Below are 18,374 nucleotides of genomic sequence, written 5' to 3' on the forward strand. Positions count from 1 at the left end.
GGGGCTTTCGTCGGGTTTCCGGGCGACTGTCCGGTAACCGGTGAGCTCGAAGATCTTTTGATAGGGGTACGGTTCCAGCCAATGCCCGCCGACGCAAGAGTCGTCACACCCTCCACACAAGATGAACCGGACACGTATCCCGTACGTGGTTCTCTGAGGGGCCCTCGCCCACGGGGGTGGCGAGGGCCCCGTTCCGCTTCCTCCCCGTTCCTGCTCCTCTTCCGCGACGGCGGGCCCGTGAAGCAGATCGTCGGCGCCCGGCCCGGGCGCCGCCTCCTCCGGGAGCTGGAGGAGGAGCTGACGGCCGCCCGCCCCTAGGGCCTGAGCCAGATCGTCGCCAGCGGCGGGAGGGTCATGCGCAGACTGGCCGGACGGCCCTGCGCCGGCACCGGCTCGGCCCGCAGCGGCTGCGTGTGGTGGATGCCGCTGCCGCCGTACACCTGGAGGTCGGTGTTGAGGACCTCCCGCCACAGCGGCACCTCCTCCGGCACGCCGATCCGGTAGCCGTGCCGGACCACGGGCGAGAAGTTCGACACCGCCAGCAGCTGCGAACCGTCCTGCGCGTACCGCAGGAAGGCGAACACGTTGTCCTCCGCGGCGTCCGCCTCCACCCAGGCGAAGCCCTCCGGCACGGTGTCCCGCTCCCACAGGGCGGGCGCCGCCGTGTAGGTGCGGTTCAGGTCGCGCACGAGGGTGCGCACGCCCTGGTGGTCGCCGGCCGCCGGATACGAGGAGTCCAGCAGCCACCAGTCCGGCCCGTAGGCCTCCGACCACTCCGAGCCCTGGGCGAACTCCTGCCCCATGAACAGCAGTTGCTTGCCCGGGTGGGCCCACATGAAGCCGAGGTACGCCCGGTGCGCGGCCCGCTTCTGCCACCAGTCCTCCCCGGGCATCTTGGACACCAGCGAGCCCTTGCCGTGCACCACCTCGTCGTGCGAGATCGGCAGCACGTAGTTCTCGCTGAAGGCGTAGATCATCCCGAAGGTCATGTCGTGGTGGTGGTACTTGCGGTGCACCGACTCCTTCGACATATAGCGCAGGGTGTCGTTCATCCAGCCCATGTTCCACTTCAGGCCGAAGCCGAGCCCGCCGGAGTCCGTCGGCCGCGTCACGCCGTCCCAGGCCGTGGACTCCTCCGCGATCGTCACCACCCCCGGGCAGCGCCGGTACACGGTCGCGTTCATCTCCTGGAGCAGCGCCACGGCGTCCAGGTTCTCCCGCCCGCCGTGCTCGTTGGGCGTCCACTGGCCCTCGGTGCGCGAGTAGTCGAGGTAGAGCATCGAGGCCACCGCGTCCACGCGCAGCCCGTCCACGTGGAACTCCTCGCACCAGTACACGGCGTTGGCGACGAGGAAGTTGCGGACCTCCTTGCGGCCGTAGTCGAACTCCAGCGTCCCCCAGTCCGGGTGCGCGGCCCGGCGCGGGTCCTGGTGCTCGTACAGCGGCCGCCCGTCGAACTCGGCGAGGGCCCAGTCGTCGCGCGGGAAGTGCGCGGGCACCCAGTCGACGATCACCCCGATCCCGGCCCGGTGCAGCGCGTCCACGAGGAAGCGGAAGTCGTCCGGGGTGCCCATCCGCGAGGTCGGCGCGTAGAAGCCGGTGACCTGGTAGCCCCAGGAGCCCCCGAAGGGGTGCTCGGCGACCGGCATCATCTCGACGTGGGTGAAGCCCAGCTCCTTGACGTACGCGGGGAGCTGCTCGGCGAGCTGCCGGTAGGAGAGCCCGGGCCGCCAGGACGCCAGGTGCAGTTCGTACACCGAGAAGGGGGCCTGGTGCGGGGGCCGCTCGCCGCGCCGTGCCATCCACTCCGCGTCCTGCCACACGTGGCCGGAGGCGGTGACCACCGAGGCGTTCGCCGGCGGGACCTCCGCGGAGCGGGCCATCGGGTCGGCGCGCAGGGTGTGACTGCCGTCCGGGCGGGTGATGTCGTACTTGTAGAGCGCACCGGCGCCCACCCCGGGCAGGAACAGCTCCCACACGCCGCTCGCGCCGAGCGAGCGCATCGGGTAGGCGACGGAGTCCCAGTACGAGAAGTCCCCGCTGAGGCGGACCCCCTGGGCGTTCGGCGCCCACACGGTGAACCGGGTCCCGGCCACGCCCTGGTGCTCCATCGGCTGGGCGCCGAGCGCCGTCCACAGCTGCTCGTGGCGGCCCTCGCCGATCAGGTGCAGGTCCAGCTCGCCGAGGGCGGGCAGGAACCGGTACGGGTCGTGGACCTCGATCTCGTCGCTGTCGTACGTCACCAGGAGCCGGTACTCCGGCACGCCGGTCAGCGGCAGCAGCCCGGAGAACAGCCCGTCGCCCTCGTCGAAGAGCTCGGCCCGCAGCCCCTTGGCGACGATGGTGACCGCCTTGGCGTAGGGGCGCAGCACCCGGAAGGCCACCCCGCCCCGCGCGGTACGGGCGCCCAGCACCCCGTGCGGATCGTGGTGGCGGCCCTCCAGCAGCCGGGCCCGTTCGTCGCCGCCGAGTGCGGGCGCCGGCCGGACCCCCCGCGGCGGGGTGGCGCGGCGGGCCCGGGGCGCGCGGGGCTTCTTCGCCGCCGCCGGGGCGGGTACGGCTTCGTCGCGGACGGTCGGTGACGGCTGTCGTGCGGCGCTCACGCGAGCGGCCTCCTCGGGGGCTTCGGGCGGGGATGGGGATGCGGGGAGATGGAACCGGGGGCGGGCGGGGTCGGCGGCACGCGGTGCGCGGGTCGCGAGGGTTCCGAGAGCCGCCGGATCGCGGCCATCGGGACGTGCAGCCAGTCGGGGCGGTGCCGGGACTCGTAACGGGCCTCGTACACCGCCTTGTCGGTCTCGTACGCCCGCAGCAGTACGGGATCCTCGCGGGGGTCCCGGCCGGTGGTGCGGGCGTATCCCTCGCAGAACGCGGCCCGGCAGTCGTCCGCCCAGGCGGGGGCGAACGGCCGGTGCGAGCGGGCGGCGTAGTCGAAGGAGCGCAGTATCCCGGCGATGTCGCGGACCGCCGGTTCGGGACGGCGCCGGTCGGCCAGCGGCCGGGCCGGCTCGCCCTCGAAATCGATCAACGACCAGCTGCCGTCGAGGGTGCGCAGGGTCTGACCCAGATGGAGGTCACCGTGGATCCGCTGGGCGGGCACCCCCGCCCCCCGGGAGGCGGCCAGCGCGTCGAAGGCCCCCCGCAGCCCCGCCTCGTAGGGCCGCAGGGCCGGCACCTCCCGGGCGGTCGCGGCCAGCCGGGCGGTCATCCCGGCGGCCAGCCGGGCGGTCTGCTCCGGGCCGAGCGCGACGGTGGGCAGCGCGGCGGCGAGCGCGCTGTGCACCTCGGCGGTGGCCCGGCCGAGCGCGTGCGCCTCGGCGGTGAAGTCGTCCCCGGCGCCGAGCCGGCGCAGCGCGAGCTGCCAGCCGTCGTCGGAGCCGCGCAGGTACGGCTGGAGCACGCCCAGGGTCAGCGGCTCGCTCCCGGGCGGCTCGGCCTCGTACCAGGCGACGGGGGCCGGGACCCGGGCGCAGCCGGCGGCGGCCAGGGCCCGGGGCAGCTCCAGGTCCGGGTTGACCCCGGGGCCGACCCGGCGGAAAACCTTCAGGATGAACGAATCTCCGTAGATCAAGGAGGAGTTCGTCTGCTCTCCGGAGAGCGGCCGGGGCGAGAGCCCCGCCGGGATCGGCGTGGCCGGGTCCCGGTCGAAGCGCAGCGGGCCGAGCACCCCGGGGGAGCGCAGCCGCTCCAGCAGCATGGCCGCGAGCCGCGGGTCGCCCAGCGCCTCGTAGACCGCCCGGCCGGCGTACGGGCCCTCCTCGGCATGGCCGATGAGGGTCGGCGCGAGCGCGGGCGGCAGGGACGGGCGGATGCCCAGCAGCAGTTGGTAACAGTCCCCGTCGACGTCGAGGAGCAGGTGCAGCATGCCGGGAGTGGATCCCGGCGGCAGGAGCTCGGCCGCCGAGACGGTCCTGAGCCTTCTGATGGTGCGGCCCTTGCCCGCGAACCAGCGCTGTGCGGGCAGCCAGGCCCTCAGCATCGGTTCCAACGGGGCGATCCCGGCGGCCCGGTCGGCCGTCAGCCGGCTCCGGGCGGATGCAGCCTCCGACATGGCGTCGCGTCCTTTCCCCGGGCCGTCACAGAATGCGCAGAGTGTCCCGGATGCGCGGCAGTTGCTTCTCCGGCATGTGCGAGTGTCGGGTCAGGATGGTCCGTACAGGGGCGGGCGATTGACCCATTCGAGCTGCCCGCCCCTCCGCCGGCCCGCTAACCGTCGCGTTGCTCGCCGCGTTGCTCGCCGCGCTGTTCGGTCCGCAGCCGGAACCAGTAGAAGCCGTGTCCCGCCAGTGTCAGCAGGTACGGCCACTCACCGATCGGCGGGAAGCGCACGTCGCCCGTGAGCTCCACCGGGACCCGTCCGTTGAACGACCGAAGATCCAGCTCGGTGGGCTGCGCGAAGCGCGAGAAGTTGTGCACGCACAGCACCAGGTCGTCCCCGTACTCGCGGAGGAACGCGAGCACCGCCGGGTTGGACGACGGCAGTTCGGTGTACGAGCCGAGTCCGAAGGCCGGGTTGGCCTTGCGGATCTCGATCAGCCTGCGGGTCCAGTGCAGCAGTGAGGAGGGCGACGCCATGGCCGCCTCGACATTGGTGACCTGGTACCCGTGGACCGGGTCCATGATGACCGGCAGGTTCAGCCTGCCCGGATCGCACGAGGAGAAACCGGCGTTGCGGTCCGGGGTCCACTGCATGGGGGTGCGGACGCCGTCGCGGTCGCCCAGCCAGATGTTGTCGCCCATGCCGATCTCGTCGCCGTAGTAGAGCACCGGCGAGCCCGGGAGGGACAGCAGCAGGGCGGTGAACAGCTCCATCTGGTTGCGGTCGTTGTCCAGGAGCGGGGCGAGGCGGCGCCGGATGCCGATGTTGGCCCGCATCCGCGGGTCCTTGGCGTACTCGGCGTACATGTAGTCGCGCTCTTCGTCGGTGACCATTTCGAGGGTGAGCTCGTCGTGGTTGCGCAGGAAGATGCCCCACTGGCAGCGGTCCGGGATCGCCGGGGTCTTGGCCAGGATCTCGGAGACCGGGTAGCGCGACTCTCTTCGTACGGCCATGAAGATGCGCGGCATGACGGGGAAGTGGAAGGCCATGTGGCACTCGTCCCCGCCCTTGGCGAAGTCCCCGAAGTAGTCGACCACGTCCTCGGGCCACTGATTGGCCTCGGCGAGCAGCACGGTGTCGGGGTAGTGCGCGTCGATCTCGGCCCGTACCCGCTTCAGGAGCCGGTGGGTGCGGGGGAGGTTCTCGCAGTTGGTGCCCTCCTCGGCGTACAGGTAGGGCACCGCGTCGAGTCTGAATCCGTCGATCCCGAGGTCCAGCCAGAACCGCAGCGCGGAGACGATCTCCTCGACCACGGCCGGGTTCTCGTAGTTGAGGTCCGGCTGGTGCGAGAAGAAGCGGTGCCAGTAGTACTGCTTGCGCAGCGGGTCGTACGTCCAGTTGGAGGTCTCGGTGTCGACGAAGATGATGCGGGCGTCCTGGTACTGCTTGTCGTTGTCGGCCCACATGTAGTAGTCGCCGTACGGGCCGTCCGGGTCCTTGCGCGACTGCTGGAACCAGTCGTGCTGGTCGCTCGTGTGGTTCATGACGAAGTCGATGATCACCCGCATGCCGCGGGTGTGCGCCGCGTCCACGAACTCCACGAAATCGGCGAGGTCGCCGAACTCCGGGAGCACCGAGGTGTAGTCGGAGACGTCGTAGCCCCCGTCGCGCAGGGGCGAGGCGAAGAACGGCGGCAGCCACAGGCAGTCGACACCGAGCCACTGGAGGTAGTCCAGTTTGGCGGTGAGCCCCTTCAGGTCCCCGACGCCGTCGCCGTTGCTGTCGTGGAAGGAGCGGACGAGGACCTCGTAGAAGACGGCCCGCTTGAACCAGTCGGGATCGCGGTCCTTGGCGGGGGTGTCCTCGAAGGTGTCGTGGACGGGATCGTTGATCATCATGTGGTGGGTGACCCTCCGGTGGGCGGGGACGGTCGCAGAGCGGCCAGCACGTGCGCGGGCGTTCGGCCCGGCTCTAGGCGCACGTAGTTCGCCCTGCCCCAGTGATAGGTCTCGCCGGTGAGCTCGTCGCGCACCGCGAGGGACCCGTGCCAGTCGAGGCCGAGTACCGGCATGTCCAACGAGACCGTCGCCTCCTGGGTGTGGTGCGGATCGAGGTTGACGACCACCAGTACGGAATTGGCTCCGGCGTGCTTCGAATAGGCGATCACCTGTTCGTTGTCGGTCGAGTGGAAGTGGATGTCGCGCAGCTGCTGGAGCGCGGGGTTGCGGCGGCGCATCCGGTTCAGGGCGGTGATCAGCGGGGCGATGGTGCGGCCCTCGCGGTCGGCGGCCTCCCAGTCGCGGGGCCGGAACTCGTACTTCTCCGAGTTCAGGTACTCCTCGCTGCCGTGCCGGACCGGGGTGTTCTCGCAGAGCTCGTAGCCGGAGTAGACCCCCCAGGTGGGGGAGAGGGTGGCGGCGAGGACCGCCCGCACCTCGAAGGCGGGACGGCCGCCCTCCTGCAGGTACTCGTGGAGGATGTCCGGGGTGTTCACGAAGAAGTTCGGCCGCATGACGGAGGCCGAGGTGGTGCCGGACAGCTCGGTCACGTACTCCGTCAGCTCGGCCTTCGTGTTGCGCCAGGTGAAGTACGTGTACGACTGCTGGAAGCCGACCGAGGCGAGCGCGCGCATCATGGCGGGGCGGGTGAAGGCCTCCGCCAGGAAGATCACGTCCGGATCGGACTTGTTGATGTCCGCGATCACCTTCTGCCAGAAGACCACCGGCTTGGTGTGCGGATTGTCCACGCGGAAGATGCGGACCCCGTGGTCCATCCAGTACCGCAGGATCCGGCAGGTCTCCTCGACGATGCCGGCCATGTCGGTGTCGAAGTGGATCGGGTAGATGTCCTGGTACTTCTTCGGCGGGTTCTCGGCGTACGCGATCGTCCCGTCGGCCCGGTGACGGAACCACTCCGGGTGCTTCTCCACCCAGGGGTGGTCGGGGGAGCACTGGAGCGCGAAGTCCAGTGCGATCTCCAGGTGCAGCTCGCGGGCGCGCGCGACGAACGCGTCGAAGTCCTCGATGGTGCCGAGCTCCGGGTGGACGGCGTCGTGCCCGCCCTCGGTCGACCCGATGGCCCAGGGCACGCCCGGATCCCAACTCCCCGCGGAAAGGGTGTTGTTCGGGCCCTTGCGGAAGGTGCTGCCGATCGGGTGGATCGGCGGCAGGTAGACCACGTCGAAGCCCATCGCGGCGATCGCGGGCAGCCGCTCCGCGGCCGTCCGGAAGGTGCCGCTGACCGGAGCCCCACCGGGCTCCAGCACCGCCCCCTCCGAGCGCGGGAACATCTCGTACCAGGACCCGAAGAGGGCCCGCTTGCGCTCGACGAGCAGCGGCAGCGGCTTCGAGGCGGTGACCAGCTCCCGGTACGGGCGCTTGGCGAGCGCCGCGTCCACGGCGGGGTCGAGGGCGGCGGCGTGCCGTTCGGCGGCCGGCCGGTCCTCGTCGCGCATGATCGCGGCGGCGGCCAGCACGGCCTCGCGGCCGTCGCGCTTGGCGATCCGGGCCCCGGCCCGCTCGTAGAGCTCGGCGCCCTCCAGCAGCATCAGCCCGCTGTCGATGCCGGCCGGGATCTTGATCGCGGCATGGGCCCGCCAGGTGGCCACCGGGTCGCTCCACGCCTCGACGGTGTACGTCCACCTCCCCTCGGCCTCGGCGGAGACGCGGGCCCCCCACCGGTCGGTGCCGGGGGCGAGCTCGCTCAGCGGTACGGGGGGCCGCAGCCGCCCGCTCGGATCGCGCAGGACGATGTGCGCGGCAACAGCGTCGTGTCCCTCGCGGAACACGGTGGCCGAGATCTCGAAGACCTCGTCGACGACCGCCTTGGCGGGTCTGGCGCCGCAGTCGACGGCGGGGCGGACGTCCAGCACGGGAATGCGACCGATCATGATGGGATCACCTGGGGGCAGTTCGCAGGGCTCGGTGACAACAGGCCAGTCGGAGTCACGACTGGTAGTGCACGCTCTGTTCGCTCTGTTTCTAGCCGCTCGGAAGACGGCTGGGCTGCGGGCATGGCCGCTCCTGTCCGCGTTCACTCGGGTGGCGGGGAGAGGGTTTGTGGGCGGGTGCCTCGTGCTGTACGACGTGTACCCGGGGAGCCCTTCCCACTCTCGTCCCGCCCAATCCGCGCGCTCGGTTAACTACTCGTACGTAGTGGAACGGGCAATACCAAGCCCTGCATCGACATCCCGGCAGGGCTCCGTCAAGTCGACCGGTACTAGGTGACGTAGGGCTGACACCACCCGTCCCACGGGTCTCTCGGGCCCCGCTCGGACCGCCCGAACGAGTGGCGGGGAGACAGGGCCTCTGGTCGCGGATACCCCGGCGAACGGCGTGTGCACGGCGGTGGAGGGGGTCCGGTCCGACCCGGAGCCCGCGGCCCGGGGAGAGAGGCGGGGCGGCCGGCCGCCGCCACAGGCGCCATGGCCGGAACACGCGGGCCTCGCTAGCCTTCCCGGGGTGATGCGCGGGTGCACAGCGTGGTGCGGCCGCTCCGATCCGCAATCCCCTGCGAAGGTGGAACGTGTGAAGGCTATCCGTCGATTCACCGTGCGCCCCGTCCTCCCGGAATCCCTGCTGCCGCTCACCGACCTCGCGCGCAATCTGCGCTGGTCATGGCATGCCGAGACCCGTGAACTCTTCCAATCCGTCGACCCCGAGGGCTGGCAGGCCGCCGGCGGCGATCCCGTCCGGCTGCTCGGCGCCGTCTCCGCCGCGCGCCTCGCCGAACTGTCCGCGGACCGCCGCTTCCTGCGGCGGCTCGCCGTCGCCGCCGCCGACCTCGACGACTACGTCAACGGCGGGAGGTGGTACCAGAGCCATGAGAAGGGCGCGGAACTGCCCGCCGCCATCGCCTATTTCTCCCCCGAGTTCGGCATCACCGCCGCCCTGCCGCAGTACTCCGGCGGCCTCGGCATCCTCGCCGGGGACCACCTGAAGGCCGCCAGCGACCTCGGCGTCCCGCTCATCGGGGTGGGACTGCTCTACCGGCACGGCTACTTCCGGCAGTCGCTGTCCCGCGACGGCTGGCAGCAGGAGCACTACCCCGTACTCGATCCCAACGAACTCCCGCTCGGCCTGCTCCGCCAGGACGACGGGACCCCCGCCCGGGTCTCGCTGACCCTGCCCGGCGGCCGCGCCCTGCACGCGCACATCTGGCAGGCCCGCGTCGGGCGGGTGCCGCTGCTGCTCCTGGACTCCGACGTCGAGGACAACGACGCCGTCGCCCGCGAGGTGACCGACCGGCTCTACGGCGGCGGCAGCGACCACCGGCTGCTCCAGGAGATGCTGCTCGGCATCGGAGGTGTCCGCGCCGTCCGGCTGTACTGCGGGCTCAGCGGCCACCCCGCCCCCGAGGTCTTCCACACCAACGAGGGCCACGCCGGTTTCCTCGGGCTGGAACGCATAAGGGAACTGGAACGGGAGCAGGGGCTCGGCTTCGACGCCGCCGTCGAGGCGGTGCGCGCCGGGACCGTGTTCACCACGCACACGCCCGTCCCGGCCGGCATCGACCGCTTCGAGCGGGCGCTGGTCGCCCGGCACTTCGGGGACGGCGGGGAACTGCCCGGCGTCCCCGTCGAGCGGATCCTGGAGCTCGGCGCCGAGACCTATCCCGGGGGCGACCCCGGGGTCTTCAACATGGCCGTGATGGGTCTGCGGCTGGCCCAGCGGGCCAACGGGGTGTCCACCCTGCACGGCGCCGTCAGCCGGGAGATGTTCGCCGGCCTGTGGCCCGGCTTCGACCCGGCCGAACTGCCGATCACCTCCGTCACCAACGGGGTGCACGCCCCGACCTGGGTGGCCCCCGAGGTGGTCCGGCTCGGCGTCCGCCAGATCGGCGCGGGCCGCACCGAGGACGCCCTGTCGGTCGGCGGCTCCCACCGCTGGGACGCGGTCGCCGAGATCCCCGACCAGGACGTGTGGGACCTGCGGCGGGTGCTCCGGGAGCAGCTGGTGCAGGAGGTACGGGACCGGCTGCGGGCCTCGTGGCTCCAGCGCGGCGCCGCCGCCGCGGAGCTGGGCTGGGTGGACTCCGTGCTCGACCCCGACGTGCTGACCATCGGCTTCGCCCGGCGCGTGCCCTCGTACAAGCGGCTGACGCTGATGCTGCGCGACCCGGACCGGCTGCGCAGGCTGCTGCTGGACCCGGACCGGCCGGTGCAGATCGTGGTCGCGGGCAAGGCGCACCCGGCCGACGACGGCGGGAAGCGGCTCGTGCAGGAACTGGTGCGGTTCGCGGACGACCCGCGGGTGCGCCACCGGATCGTCTTCCTGCCCGACTACGGCATGGCCATGGCGCAGAAGCTCTACCCGGGCTGCGACGTCTGGCTGAACAACCCGCTGCGGCCGCTGGAGGCCTGCGGGACGAGCGGCATGAAGGCCGCGCTGAACGGCTGCCTCAACCTGTCCGTGCTGGACGGCTGGTGGGACGAGTGGTTCGAGCCGGACTTCGGCTGGGCCATCCCGACCGCCGACGGGCTCGGCGCGGACGAGGACCGGCGCGACCACCTGGAGGCGAGCGCCCTCTACGAGCTGATCGAGGGCCGGGTCGCACCCCGCTTCTACGACCGGGCCGGGCGCACCGGGCTCCCGGTGCGGTGGATCGAGATGGTCCGGCGCACGCTCGTCTCGCTGGGGCCGAAGGTGCTCGCGGGCCGCATGGTGCGCGAGTACGTGGAGCGGCTGTACACGCCGGCCGCGCTCGCCCACCGGGCCCTGGACGCCGGGGCCGCGCGCGATCTCGCGTGGTGGAAGGGGCGGGTCCGGGCGGCCTGGCCGCGGGTCTCCGTCGAGCACGTGGAGGCGCTGGCCGCGGCTCCCGTGAACGGCACCGCCGAGCTCGGGGCCACCCTCACCCTGCGGGTGCAGGTGTCGCTGGACGCGCTCGCCCCCGAGGACGTGGAGGTCCAGGTCTTCGCGGGCCGGGTGGACCCGCAGGACGTGATCCGGGACGGGCGGACCTTCCCGCTCAAGCCGGCCGCGGGGCCCGACCTGGAGGGGCGCTGCGTGTACGAGGGCCCGCTCGCCCTCGACCGTACGGGCCCCTTCGGCTACACGGTACGGATCCTGCCGGCGCATCCGCTGCTGGCGACCCCGGCCGAACTGGGCCTGGTCGCGGCCCCGGTGGACACGGACGCGGGAGGCGGCGTACTGCTGCGGTAGGCACCGTCGCGGTACCGGTTCGGGGGGCGGGCGGCGGATCCACCAGCCGCTCGCCCTCCACGAAAATCCCGGCCCGTTTGACGCTGCGCAGGGCCGGGATCACCTCCACCTGCCCCACGCCGTCCACCGCGCCGATCCGCTCGGTCAGGTACGTGTAGACCCCCTGCTGCGCGGCGGGACGCCGGCCGCAGCCGCTCTGCTCCCGCGGCCCCGCGCGAAGTCCACCGGGGCTCAGGACCCGGCGGGGGCACCGGCCGTACGGAACTGAGGCCGTACGGAGCCGGGCCGTACGGAGGGAAACCGTACGCCCGGGACCTCACGGCTGGGCCCTCACGGGTGAACCTTCGAACGCACTGGGCATGCCGAAACGTTCCGGCGGCCTCCTCCGCTCCTACGCTGCCCGCGGATGCCACCGGACCCGGCATCCGCGGACCCGAGGAACGGATTTCCCCCCATGCGTCTTCGCACCACCGCCGCCGTACTCGTCGGCGCTCTCGCGCTCGTCCTGCCCACCGCCGGCCCGTCGCTGGCCGACGACCACGGCGACCGCGCTCTCGGCACGCTGAACTACCGGTTCGTCAGCGACGACGACGTCGAGGAGAACGGGCAGATCAGGCCCGCGGACAACAACACCTGCTACGTGCTCACGCGAACCTCCCGGGACAGGCCGGCGGTCGCGGTGCAGAACAACACGAGGTCGAGGGCCCACCTCTTCAGCAACCGCAGCTGCTCCGGCCAGGAGGTGGCGACGCTGAGGCCGGACGCGAGGGTGAACCGGGTGAGGGTCGTCTCGGTCTACTTCACGCCGGTGAACGAGCACGACGAGGGCCGCGGCGACAATGACGGCCGCGGCGACTGGAACAACGGCGGTGACCAGGGCCGCGGTGACCAGGGCCGCGGTGACCAGGGCCGCGGTGACCAGGGCCGCGGTGACCAGGGCCGGGAGGACCAGGCCCGGGATGACCAGGGCCGGGATGACCAGGGCCGGGATGACCAGGGCCGGGATGACCAGGCCCGGGAGGACCAGGCCCGCGACGACCAGGGCCGCGGTGACCAGGCCCGGGAGGACCAGGCCCGCGACGACCAGGGCCGCGGTGACCAGGGCCGGGAGGACCAGGCCCGGGACGACCAGGCCCGCGAGGACCAGGCCCGCGAGGATCAGGCCCGCGACGACCAGGCCCGCGAGGATCAGGCCCGCGACGACGAGGAAGAGGAGGAGGAAGACCTCCTGGAGAAGCTCTTCCGCGCCCTCGGCTGACCTCTCGGCCCGCTGACCCGGGAGTGGTCCGGCGCCCACGCGGCGGCCGGGCCATTCCCGCGTCAGGCAGCCCCCTCCACGGGACCGGCACCCGCCGCCGGCCACTCCACCACGTCCGCCGCCGTATCGGGCGCCGCGTCCGGAGAGAGGCTCGGCAGGAAGGACAGGTCCTTGCCGATCGTCACCAGCGGGGGCTCCACCCCGCCGCCGGGCCGCCGCTGCGCCGGCCCGACGGTGGCCGCAGGCCGTTGCATGGGCACTGCCGGCCTCGCGGGTGCCGCCCTCGCGGAAGTAGCGGTCGAGGGCGCCCTGCGCGAGTTCGGGCAGCGGGAAGGCGGCCCGTGCGCGGCGCGCGTGCCCGCCCGGTCGCCGCTCTGCGGCACGCGGGCGGGGACCACGTCCAGCGTGGTGCCGGAGACCACGCCGAGGTGACCCGCCGTGGACACGGCCCGGGCCGGTCGCCGGCCGGAGAACCCGACGCCCATGCCGCCCTGGATCAGCCAGGGCCGAGGCCGCGCGGCGGGGACGGTCGGGGCAACAGGTCCCGGCGCGGCGGGCCCATGGGACAGGGCCGCCCGGGGAGGTCTTCTCCCGGGCGGCCCCGTGTCTATCTGTTCAGCTCCTGCTCACGCTGCCCCGAAGGAGTCAGAAGGTGAGCTTCCAGCTGTTGATGTAGCCGGTGTCCAGGCTGGCAGCGTCCCTGACGCGGAGCTTCCAGGTGCCGTTGGCGACCTCGGAGGAGGCGTTCACGGTGAAGGACTGGACGATGTTGTCCGCGCTGCCGCCGGTGCGGTTGCGCAGGTTGTACACGCTGCCGTCGGGGGCGACCAGGTCGACGACCAGGTCACCGACGTAGGTGTGGACGATGTTCACGTCCACCTTCAGCGTGCTCGGGGCGTTGCCCGTGCGGGTCACCGCGAGCGGGGACTCGACCGTGGCGTTGTCCGCGATCTGATAGTCGTTCGTGTTCTCGAAGACGTTCTGCTGGGCGGTGCCGACCGTCCAGGTGAAGGACGTCGTCCCGGTCTTGCTCTGCGAGTCGGTCACCGTGACGGTCACGTTGGACGTGCCCGCGGTGGTGGCCGTGCCCGAGATCAGGCCGGTGGAGGAGTTGATCGACAGGCCGGCCGGCAGGCCGGTCGCCGCGTAGCTCAGCGCACCCGGGTTGGTGCTGGTGGCCTGGACCTGCAGGCTGACGGCGGTGTTGATCTGGGTGGTCTGGTTCGGGATCGCCGTGACCGAGACACCGCTGGGCGCGGGCCGCGATCCGACGGCGATGGCCGCCCAGGCGTGGGCCACGTTGTTGTACGTCGCCGAGCCGGCGCCGTACAGGTCGGCCGCCGCCTGCAGGGTGGCCGTACGGGCCGCCGCGTAGTTGGTGTTCGACTTGAACAGACCGGTGGTCAGCGCGCGGAACCAGATCTTCGAGGCGGCGTCACGGCCGATCGCGGTGACGGGGAGGCCGTCGGCGGTCGGCGAGTCGTAGCTCACGCCGTTGATGACCTTGGCGCCGGAGCCCTCGGAGGCCAGGTAGTACCAGTGGTTGGCCGGGCCCGAGGAGTAGTGGACGTCGATGCCACCGAGGCCCGAGTACCAGGAGTCCTTGGACGCGCCGTCCTTGCTCGGCTTGTCCATGTAGCGCAGCGGGGTGCCGTCGCCGTTGATGTCGATCTTCTCGCCGACCAGGTAGTCGCCGACGTCCTGCGGGTTGTTGGCGTAGAACTCGACAGCCGCCGCCATGATGTCGGAGGTGGCCTCGTTCAGACCGCCGGGCTCACCGCTGTAGGTCATGTTGCCGGTGACCGAGGTCAGACCGTGGGTCATCTCGTGCGCCGCCACGTCGGTGGAGGTGAGCGGCTTGTTGTTGCCCTCACCGTCGCCGTACGTCATGCAGAAGCAGGAGTCGCTCCAGAACGCGTTGACGTAGGCGTTGCCGTAGTGGACCCGGGTGTACGGGGCCACACCGTCGTTGCGCAGGCCGTTGCGGCCGTGCACGTTCTTGTAGTAGTCCCACGTGACGGCAGCGCCGTAGTGGGCGTCCGCGCCGGCGGTCTCCAGGTTGGACGGCAGGCCGTTGCCCCAGGTGTCGTCCGGGCCGGAGAACAGGGTGCCGGTGCCGGAGCCGGTGCCACGGTTGAGGTTGTACGTCTTGTGGCTGCCGCGCGCGGCGTCGGTCAGGTTCCAGGTGCTGCCCGACTGGGTGGTCCCGAGGGTCACCTGGCCGCTGTACATGGTGTTGCCGGTGCCGGTCTCGACGGCCTGCCACTCGGTGATCTTGGCGCCGGTCTTGGCGTTGGTCACCACGTGCAGCTCGTTCGGGGTGCCGTCGTGCTGGAGGCCGCCGACGACGGTCTCGAACGCGAGCACCGGAACGCCCTCGGCCGCCCAGATCACCTTGCGGGCGTTCTTGGAGGCCTTGGCGTCCTTCGAGCCCTCGGCGTTGGCGGCGGAGACCGCCTGGCTCTCCGCGGCCGACGGGGTGACCGTGGCGTTGGTGTCGGCGACCTTGATCTCGTGGTGGGTCGCCTTGGTCACGCTCTTGGTGACACCGCCCTTGGCGTGAACGGTGAGGTCACCGCCGAGCACGGGGAGCCCGTCGTAGGTGCGCTCGTACGTCGTGTGCGTGGTGCCGTCCGCATCCTGGACGACATCGCGGACGACGAGCTTCTCGCCACTGCCGAGGCCGAGGGCCTTGGCGGCCTGCGCGGTGGTCGAGTTGGCCTCGGCGAGGAGCGTCGCACGCTCCGAAGCGCTGAGTACGCGGTTGGCCGCGCCCGGATTGGGCTGGGCGGCCTTGGGTGCCTGGGACGCGGTGGCGTCGGCGGTCGCGGAGCCGGTCTGTATGCCTACGGCGAGCAGGGCTGCCGCGGCAACGAGCGCGCCGGCCGCGGTGGCACGCCTCTGGGGGGTGGACCTCAACGCAGACTCCTTCTGCAAGGGGGGTTCCGGATGGCTGGGTGGGCCTCCGGGCAGAACAGGGCTGGTGCGATGAACGGTCGAAGATTGCCACTTGTCGGTCTAGATGTCAGGGTCGCGTCAAAAGGTTGGCCGGAAACGGTCCGTTGTCCGAAGATACGTATCCGGTATTCGGACCATTCACCTTCGTGTGCGCGGAAGGGCGTCCGGCATTCGGAACGGCTGATACCGGTTGCTAACACTTGCGCAACAAGAGGCTGCGTTGACCCAAACGGCATTTACCGTACGGGTGTTTGTCGTACTGTTTCCCGGTGCGGCAGATGTCCGTTGCCAGGGGAAGCCATGGACACCCGCCACTGTCATAGACCACGTGCCAGGGGGGCCCATGAGGCATGTCCATTTTCCTGCGCAAAGAGTGGCCGGGGCGGCCCATGAGTCCGTGGGCTCCGCCCGGCGCCACGGGGACAAGGCCCGCTGGTACCGCCCGGCCGCCGTCGCCGCCGACTTCTTCGGCGCCGCCATTCCCGTGGGGCTCGTCTTCGATGCCGCACAGCAGGTCCGGCCCCTCTACTGCGCCCTCGCCGCGGCCGTGGCGTGGACCGGGGTGCAGGCGCTGCGCCGGCGGTACACGGACCGCGCGCTCGGGGAATCGCGCGGAGTGCTGCCCGTCGTCCACGACTGGCTGATTCTCATCGGTGTGCTGGCCGTGGCCCGCGTGGTGACCGAGGAGGCCACCCCCCGGCTGTCCGCTCTCGGCGCCCTGCTGCCCGCCCTCCTCATCACCGTCGCCTGCCACAAACTGACCTATCGCCACCTCTCGGCGGCCCGCCGCGAGGCCCAGGCCGTCAGCCGGGTCCTGGTCGTCGGCGAACCCGACGCGGCCGAGGACGTCATCGCGCACCTCGCCGCCCGCACCGACCACCCGTACGTGGTCGTCGGCGTGGTCCCGGTCGGCTCCGGGGCGCTCTCCAGCGGGGTGCCCGTGGCGGCCCGCCTCGACGAGGGGATGCCCAAGGCCCCGGCCGGCGACTCCGCGGCCGTGCTCGGCGCCGTCGCCAGCCACCACGCCGACCTGGTGCTGGTCGCCCCCGGTGTGCGGATCACGGGGGAGCGGCTGCGCCGCGTCGCCTGGGCCCTGCACGACGCCGGGCTGGAACTGGCGGTCTTCCCCGGGCTGGTGGAGATCTCCGTCAAGCGGCTGGAGACCCTGTCCGCGGGCGGGCTCGCCGTGCTGAGGGTCGCGCCGCCGGTCAGCCGCGGGATGCAGACCCTGCTCAAGTCGGCCCTGGACCGGGTGGGGGCCGCCGCCGGACTGCTGCTGCTCGCGCCGGTCTTCCTCGGGATCGTGCTGGCCATCCGCCTCGGCTCGCGCGGTCCGGCCTTCTACCGGCAGCAGCGCATCGGCCGTGACGGGGTTCCCTTCGTCATGTGGAAGTTCCGCACGATGGTGACGGACGCCGACGCCCGCAAGGCCGAGCTGTCCGGGGCGAACGAGAACGACGGCCTGATGTTCAAGATGCGCCGCGACCCCCGCGTGACCCGGGTGGGCCGGCTGCTGCGCCGTACCTCGCTGGACGAACTGCCGCAGCTGGTCAACGTGCTGACCGGCGACATGTCGCTGGTCGGCCCACGGCCGCCGCTGCCGGAGGAGGTGGCCCGGTACGACGAGGTCGAACTGCGCCGGCTCACCGTGCGCCCCGGGATGACGGGGCTGTGGCAGATCAGCGGGCGGTCCGACCTGTCCTGGGACGAAACGATCCAGCTCGACCTGCAGTATGTCGACAACTGGTCCTTCACCAGCGATGTCGACGTGATGGGCCGTACGCTCCGCGCCGTCGTCGACGGACGCGGAGCGTACTGAGGCACCGGAAGGCCGGGGCCGCCTGTGCGCTCAGCTCTGCTCGCGCCACCACTTGTACGTGGCGGCGATCCCGTCCCGCAGCGGGACGGCGGGCTTCCAGCCGAGCGAGGTCAGGCGGCCGACGTCCAGCAGCTTGCGCGGGGTCCCGTCCGGCTTGGACGTGTCCCAGGCGAGGCGCCCGCGGAAGCCCGTCACCTCGGCGACGGTCTCGGCGAGCTCCTTGATGGTCAGGTCCTCGCCGCAGCCGATGTTGACGGGCTCGTCGCCGTCGTAGCCGCCGAGCAGCACGGCGCAGGCCGCCGCCAGGTCGTCCACGTGCAGGAACTCGCGGCGCGGGGTGCCGGAGCCCCACAGGGTGACCTCCTCGCGCCCCTCGGCGGCGGCCTCGTGGAACCGCCGGATGAGGGCGGGCAGGACGTGCGAGGTCTCCAGGTCGAAGTTGTCGCCCGGGCCGTAGAGGTTCGTGGGCATCGCCGAGATGTACGAGGCCCCGTACTGCTTGCGGTACGACTGGACCTGGACGATGCCGGCGATCTTCGCGAGGGCGTAGGCCTCGTTGGTCGGCTCCAGCGGGCCGGTCAGCAGGGCGTCCTCGCGGATGGGCTGCGGGGCCATCTTCGGGTAGATGCAGGACGAACCGAGGAACAGCAGCCGGCCCACCCCGGCGGCGTGCGCGCCGCCGATCACGCTGAGCTGGATCTGGAGGTTCTCCTCCAGGAACTGCACCGGGTAGGTGCTGTTGGCCATGATCCCGCCGACCTTGGCGGCGGCCAGCACGACGGCGTCCGGGCGGACGTCCTTCAGGTACGCACCCGTGGCGGCGGCGTCGCGCAGGTCGAGGTCGGCGCGGCCGCGGGTGAGCACCTCGTGGCCGTCGGCGGTCAGCCGCCGGGCGACCGCGGACCCCACGAGGCCGCGGTGGCCCGCGACGAAGACGCGGGCGTTCGGGGGCAGGAGCGGCTGCGAACTTGTCATACCGCCGATGATGCCAGTCCGCTCCCGCGCGGGTCGCAGTGGTCCGCTCCCCGGGCCCGGGCCCGCCGCCCCGTTCCCGCACGGGCCCTGGTGGCGGCGGTGTGCGGGTCGTGTGCGAAGGGCGTGGAGGAATCCGCCGCAAAGGCGGCTGGACCGGGCGTG

Annotated in this window: 11 protein-coding genes; 4 read left to right on the top strand and 7 right to left on the bottom strand. The window is 71.9% G+C overall.

Annotated elements, in window-relative coordinates:
• Positions 1-314: 314 nt before the first annotated feature.
• The 4 genes from glgB to ACZ4VT_RS07800 all read right to left on the bottom strand — a co-directional run bounded on the left by glgB (position 315) and on the right by ACZ4VT_RS07800 (position 7,928).
• On the bottom strand, positions 315-2,603 hold the full coding sequence (gene glgB, locus ACZ4VT_RS07785) for a 1,4-alpha-glucan branching enzyme (protein WP_467947581.1): 2,289 nt from the start codon (positions 2,601-2,603) through the stop codon (positions 315-317).
• Entirely contained in the window at positions 2,600-4,051 is a 1,452-nt protein-coding gene (locus ACZ4VT_RS07790; RefSeq protein ID WP_467947583.1) for a maltokinase N-terminal cap-like domain-containing protein, read from the bottom strand. Before ACZ4VT_RS07790 ends, glgB begins: the two co-directional genes overlap by 4 nt.
• Positions 4,052-4,206: 155 nt before the next feature.
• Entirely contained in the window at positions 4,207-5,937 is a 1,731-nt protein-coding gene (gene treS / locus ACZ4VT_RS07795) for a maltose alpha-D-glucosyltransferase (RefSeq protein WP_467947584.1), read from the bottom strand.
• Positions 5,934-7,928, bottom strand: a complete 1,995-nt coding sequence (locus ACZ4VT_RS07800; RefSeq protein ID WP_467947586.1) for an alpha-1,4-glucan--maltose-1-phosphate maltosyltransferase — start codon at positions 7,926-7,928, stop codon at positions 5,934-5,936. Before ACZ4VT_RS07800 ends, treS begins: the two co-directional genes overlap by 4 nt.
• Before the next feature lie 637 nt (positions 7,929-8,565).
• On the opposite strand from ACZ4VT_RS07800, the gene glgP reads away from it, so the two are divergent.
• Positions 8,566-11,202: an alpha-glucan family phosphorylase gene (glgP, locus tag ACZ4VT_RS07805; RefSeq protein ID WP_467947588.1), complete on the top strand. Its 2,637-nt coding sequence runs from the start codon at positions 8,566-8,568 to the stop codon at positions 11,200-11,202.
• A 454-nt stretch (positions 11,203-11,656) separates the two neighbouring features.
• Positions 11,657-12,460 carry a hypothetical protein gene (locus ACZ4VT_RS07810; protein WP_467947590.1) on the top strand — a complete coding sequence of 268 codons (804 nt, stop codon included), beginning with the start codon at positions 11,657-11,659 and terminating at the stop codon, positions 12,458-12,460.
• Between the two features lie 62 nt (positions 12,461-12,522).
• Here the strand turns inward: ACZ4VT_RS07810 and ACZ4VT_RS07815 are convergent, their stop codons facing one another.
• On the bottom strand, positions 12,523-12,714 hold the full coding sequence (locus ACZ4VT_RS07815; RefSeq protein WP_467947592.1) for a hypothetical protein: 192 nt from the start codon (positions 12,712-12,714) through the stop codon (positions 12,523-12,525).
• Between ACZ4VT_RS07815 and ACZ4VT_RS07820 the strand changes: the two genes are divergently transcribed.
• The gene (locus ACZ4VT_RS07820) at positions 12,713-12,892 is read left to right on the top strand and encodes a hypothetical protein (protein WP_467947594.1); all 180 of its coding nucleotides are present in this window, start codon (positions 12,713-12,715) and stop codon (positions 12,890-12,892) included. The genes ACZ4VT_RS07815 and ACZ4VT_RS07820 overlap by 2 nt on opposite strands.
• Positions 12,893-13,105: 213 nt before the next feature.
• Here ACZ4VT_RS07820 and ACZ4VT_RS07825 read toward each other — a convergent pair whose 3' ends face one another.
• A complete protein-coding gene (locus ACZ4VT_RS07825; protein ID WP_467947596.1) occupies positions 13,106-15,379 on the bottom strand; it encodes a M4 family metallopeptidase in 2,274 nt (757 codons plus the stop codon).
• 382 nt (positions 15,380-15,761) lie between these two features.
• Here ACZ4VT_RS07825 and ACZ4VT_RS07830 point away from each other — a divergent pair, with 382 nt between their 5' ends.
• The gene (locus ACZ4VT_RS07830) at positions 15,762-17,237 is read left to right on the top strand and encodes a sugar transferase (protein ID WP_467947598.1); all 1,476 of its coding nucleotides are present in this window, start codon (positions 15,762-15,764) and stop codon (positions 17,235-17,237) included.
• 30 nt (positions 17,238-17,267) lie between these two features.
• Here ACZ4VT_RS07830 and ACZ4VT_RS07835 read toward each other — a convergent pair whose 3' ends face one another.
• On the bottom strand, positions 17,268-18,212 hold the full coding sequence (locus tag ACZ4VT_RS07835; RefSeq protein WP_362801014.1) for a GDP-L-fucose synthase family protein: 945 nt from the start codon (positions 18,210-18,212) through the stop codon (positions 17,268-17,270).
• Positions 18,213-18,374 lie beyond the last annotated feature (162 nt).

The sequence above is a fragment of the Streptomyces sp. NPDC029164 genome (assembly GCF_055563995.1).

Excerpts from the sequence above, each read along its gene's own strand:
- ACZ4VT_RS07830 (WP_467947598.1), top strand. The coding sequence starts at position 15,762 with ATGAGGCATGTCCATTTTCCTGCGCAAAGAGTGGCCGGGGCGGCCCAT.
- treS (WP_467947584.1), bottom strand. The coding sequence starts at position 5,937 with ATGATGATCAACGATCCCGTCCACGACACCTTCGAGGACACCCCCGCC.
- ACZ4VT_RS07790 (WP_467947583.1), bottom strand. The coding sequence starts at position 4,051 with ATGTCGGAGGCTGCATCCGCCCGGAGCCGGCTGACGGCCGACCGGGCC.
- ACZ4VT_RS07835 (WP_362801014.1), bottom strand. The coding sequence starts at position 18,212 with ATGACAAGTTCGCAGCCGCTCCTGCCCCCGAACGCCCGCGTCTTCGTC.
- ACZ4VT_RS07810 (WP_467947590.1), top strand. The coding sequence starts at position 11,657 with ATGCGTCTTCGCACCACCGCCGCCGTACTCGTCGGCGCTCTCGCGCTC.
- ACZ4VT_RS07815 (WP_467947592.1), bottom strand. The coding sequence starts at position 12,714 with ATGCAACGGCCTGCGGCCACCGTCGGGCCGGCGCAGCGGCGGCCCGGC.
- ACZ4VT_RS07820 (WP_467947594.1), top strand. The coding sequence starts at position 12,713 with ATGGGCACTGCCGGCCTCGCGGGTGCCGCCCTCGCGGAAGTAGCGGTC.
- ACZ4VT_RS07800 (WP_467947586.1), bottom strand. The coding sequence starts at position 7,928 with ATGATCGGTCGCATTCCCGTGCTGGACGTCCGCCCCGCCGTCGACTGC.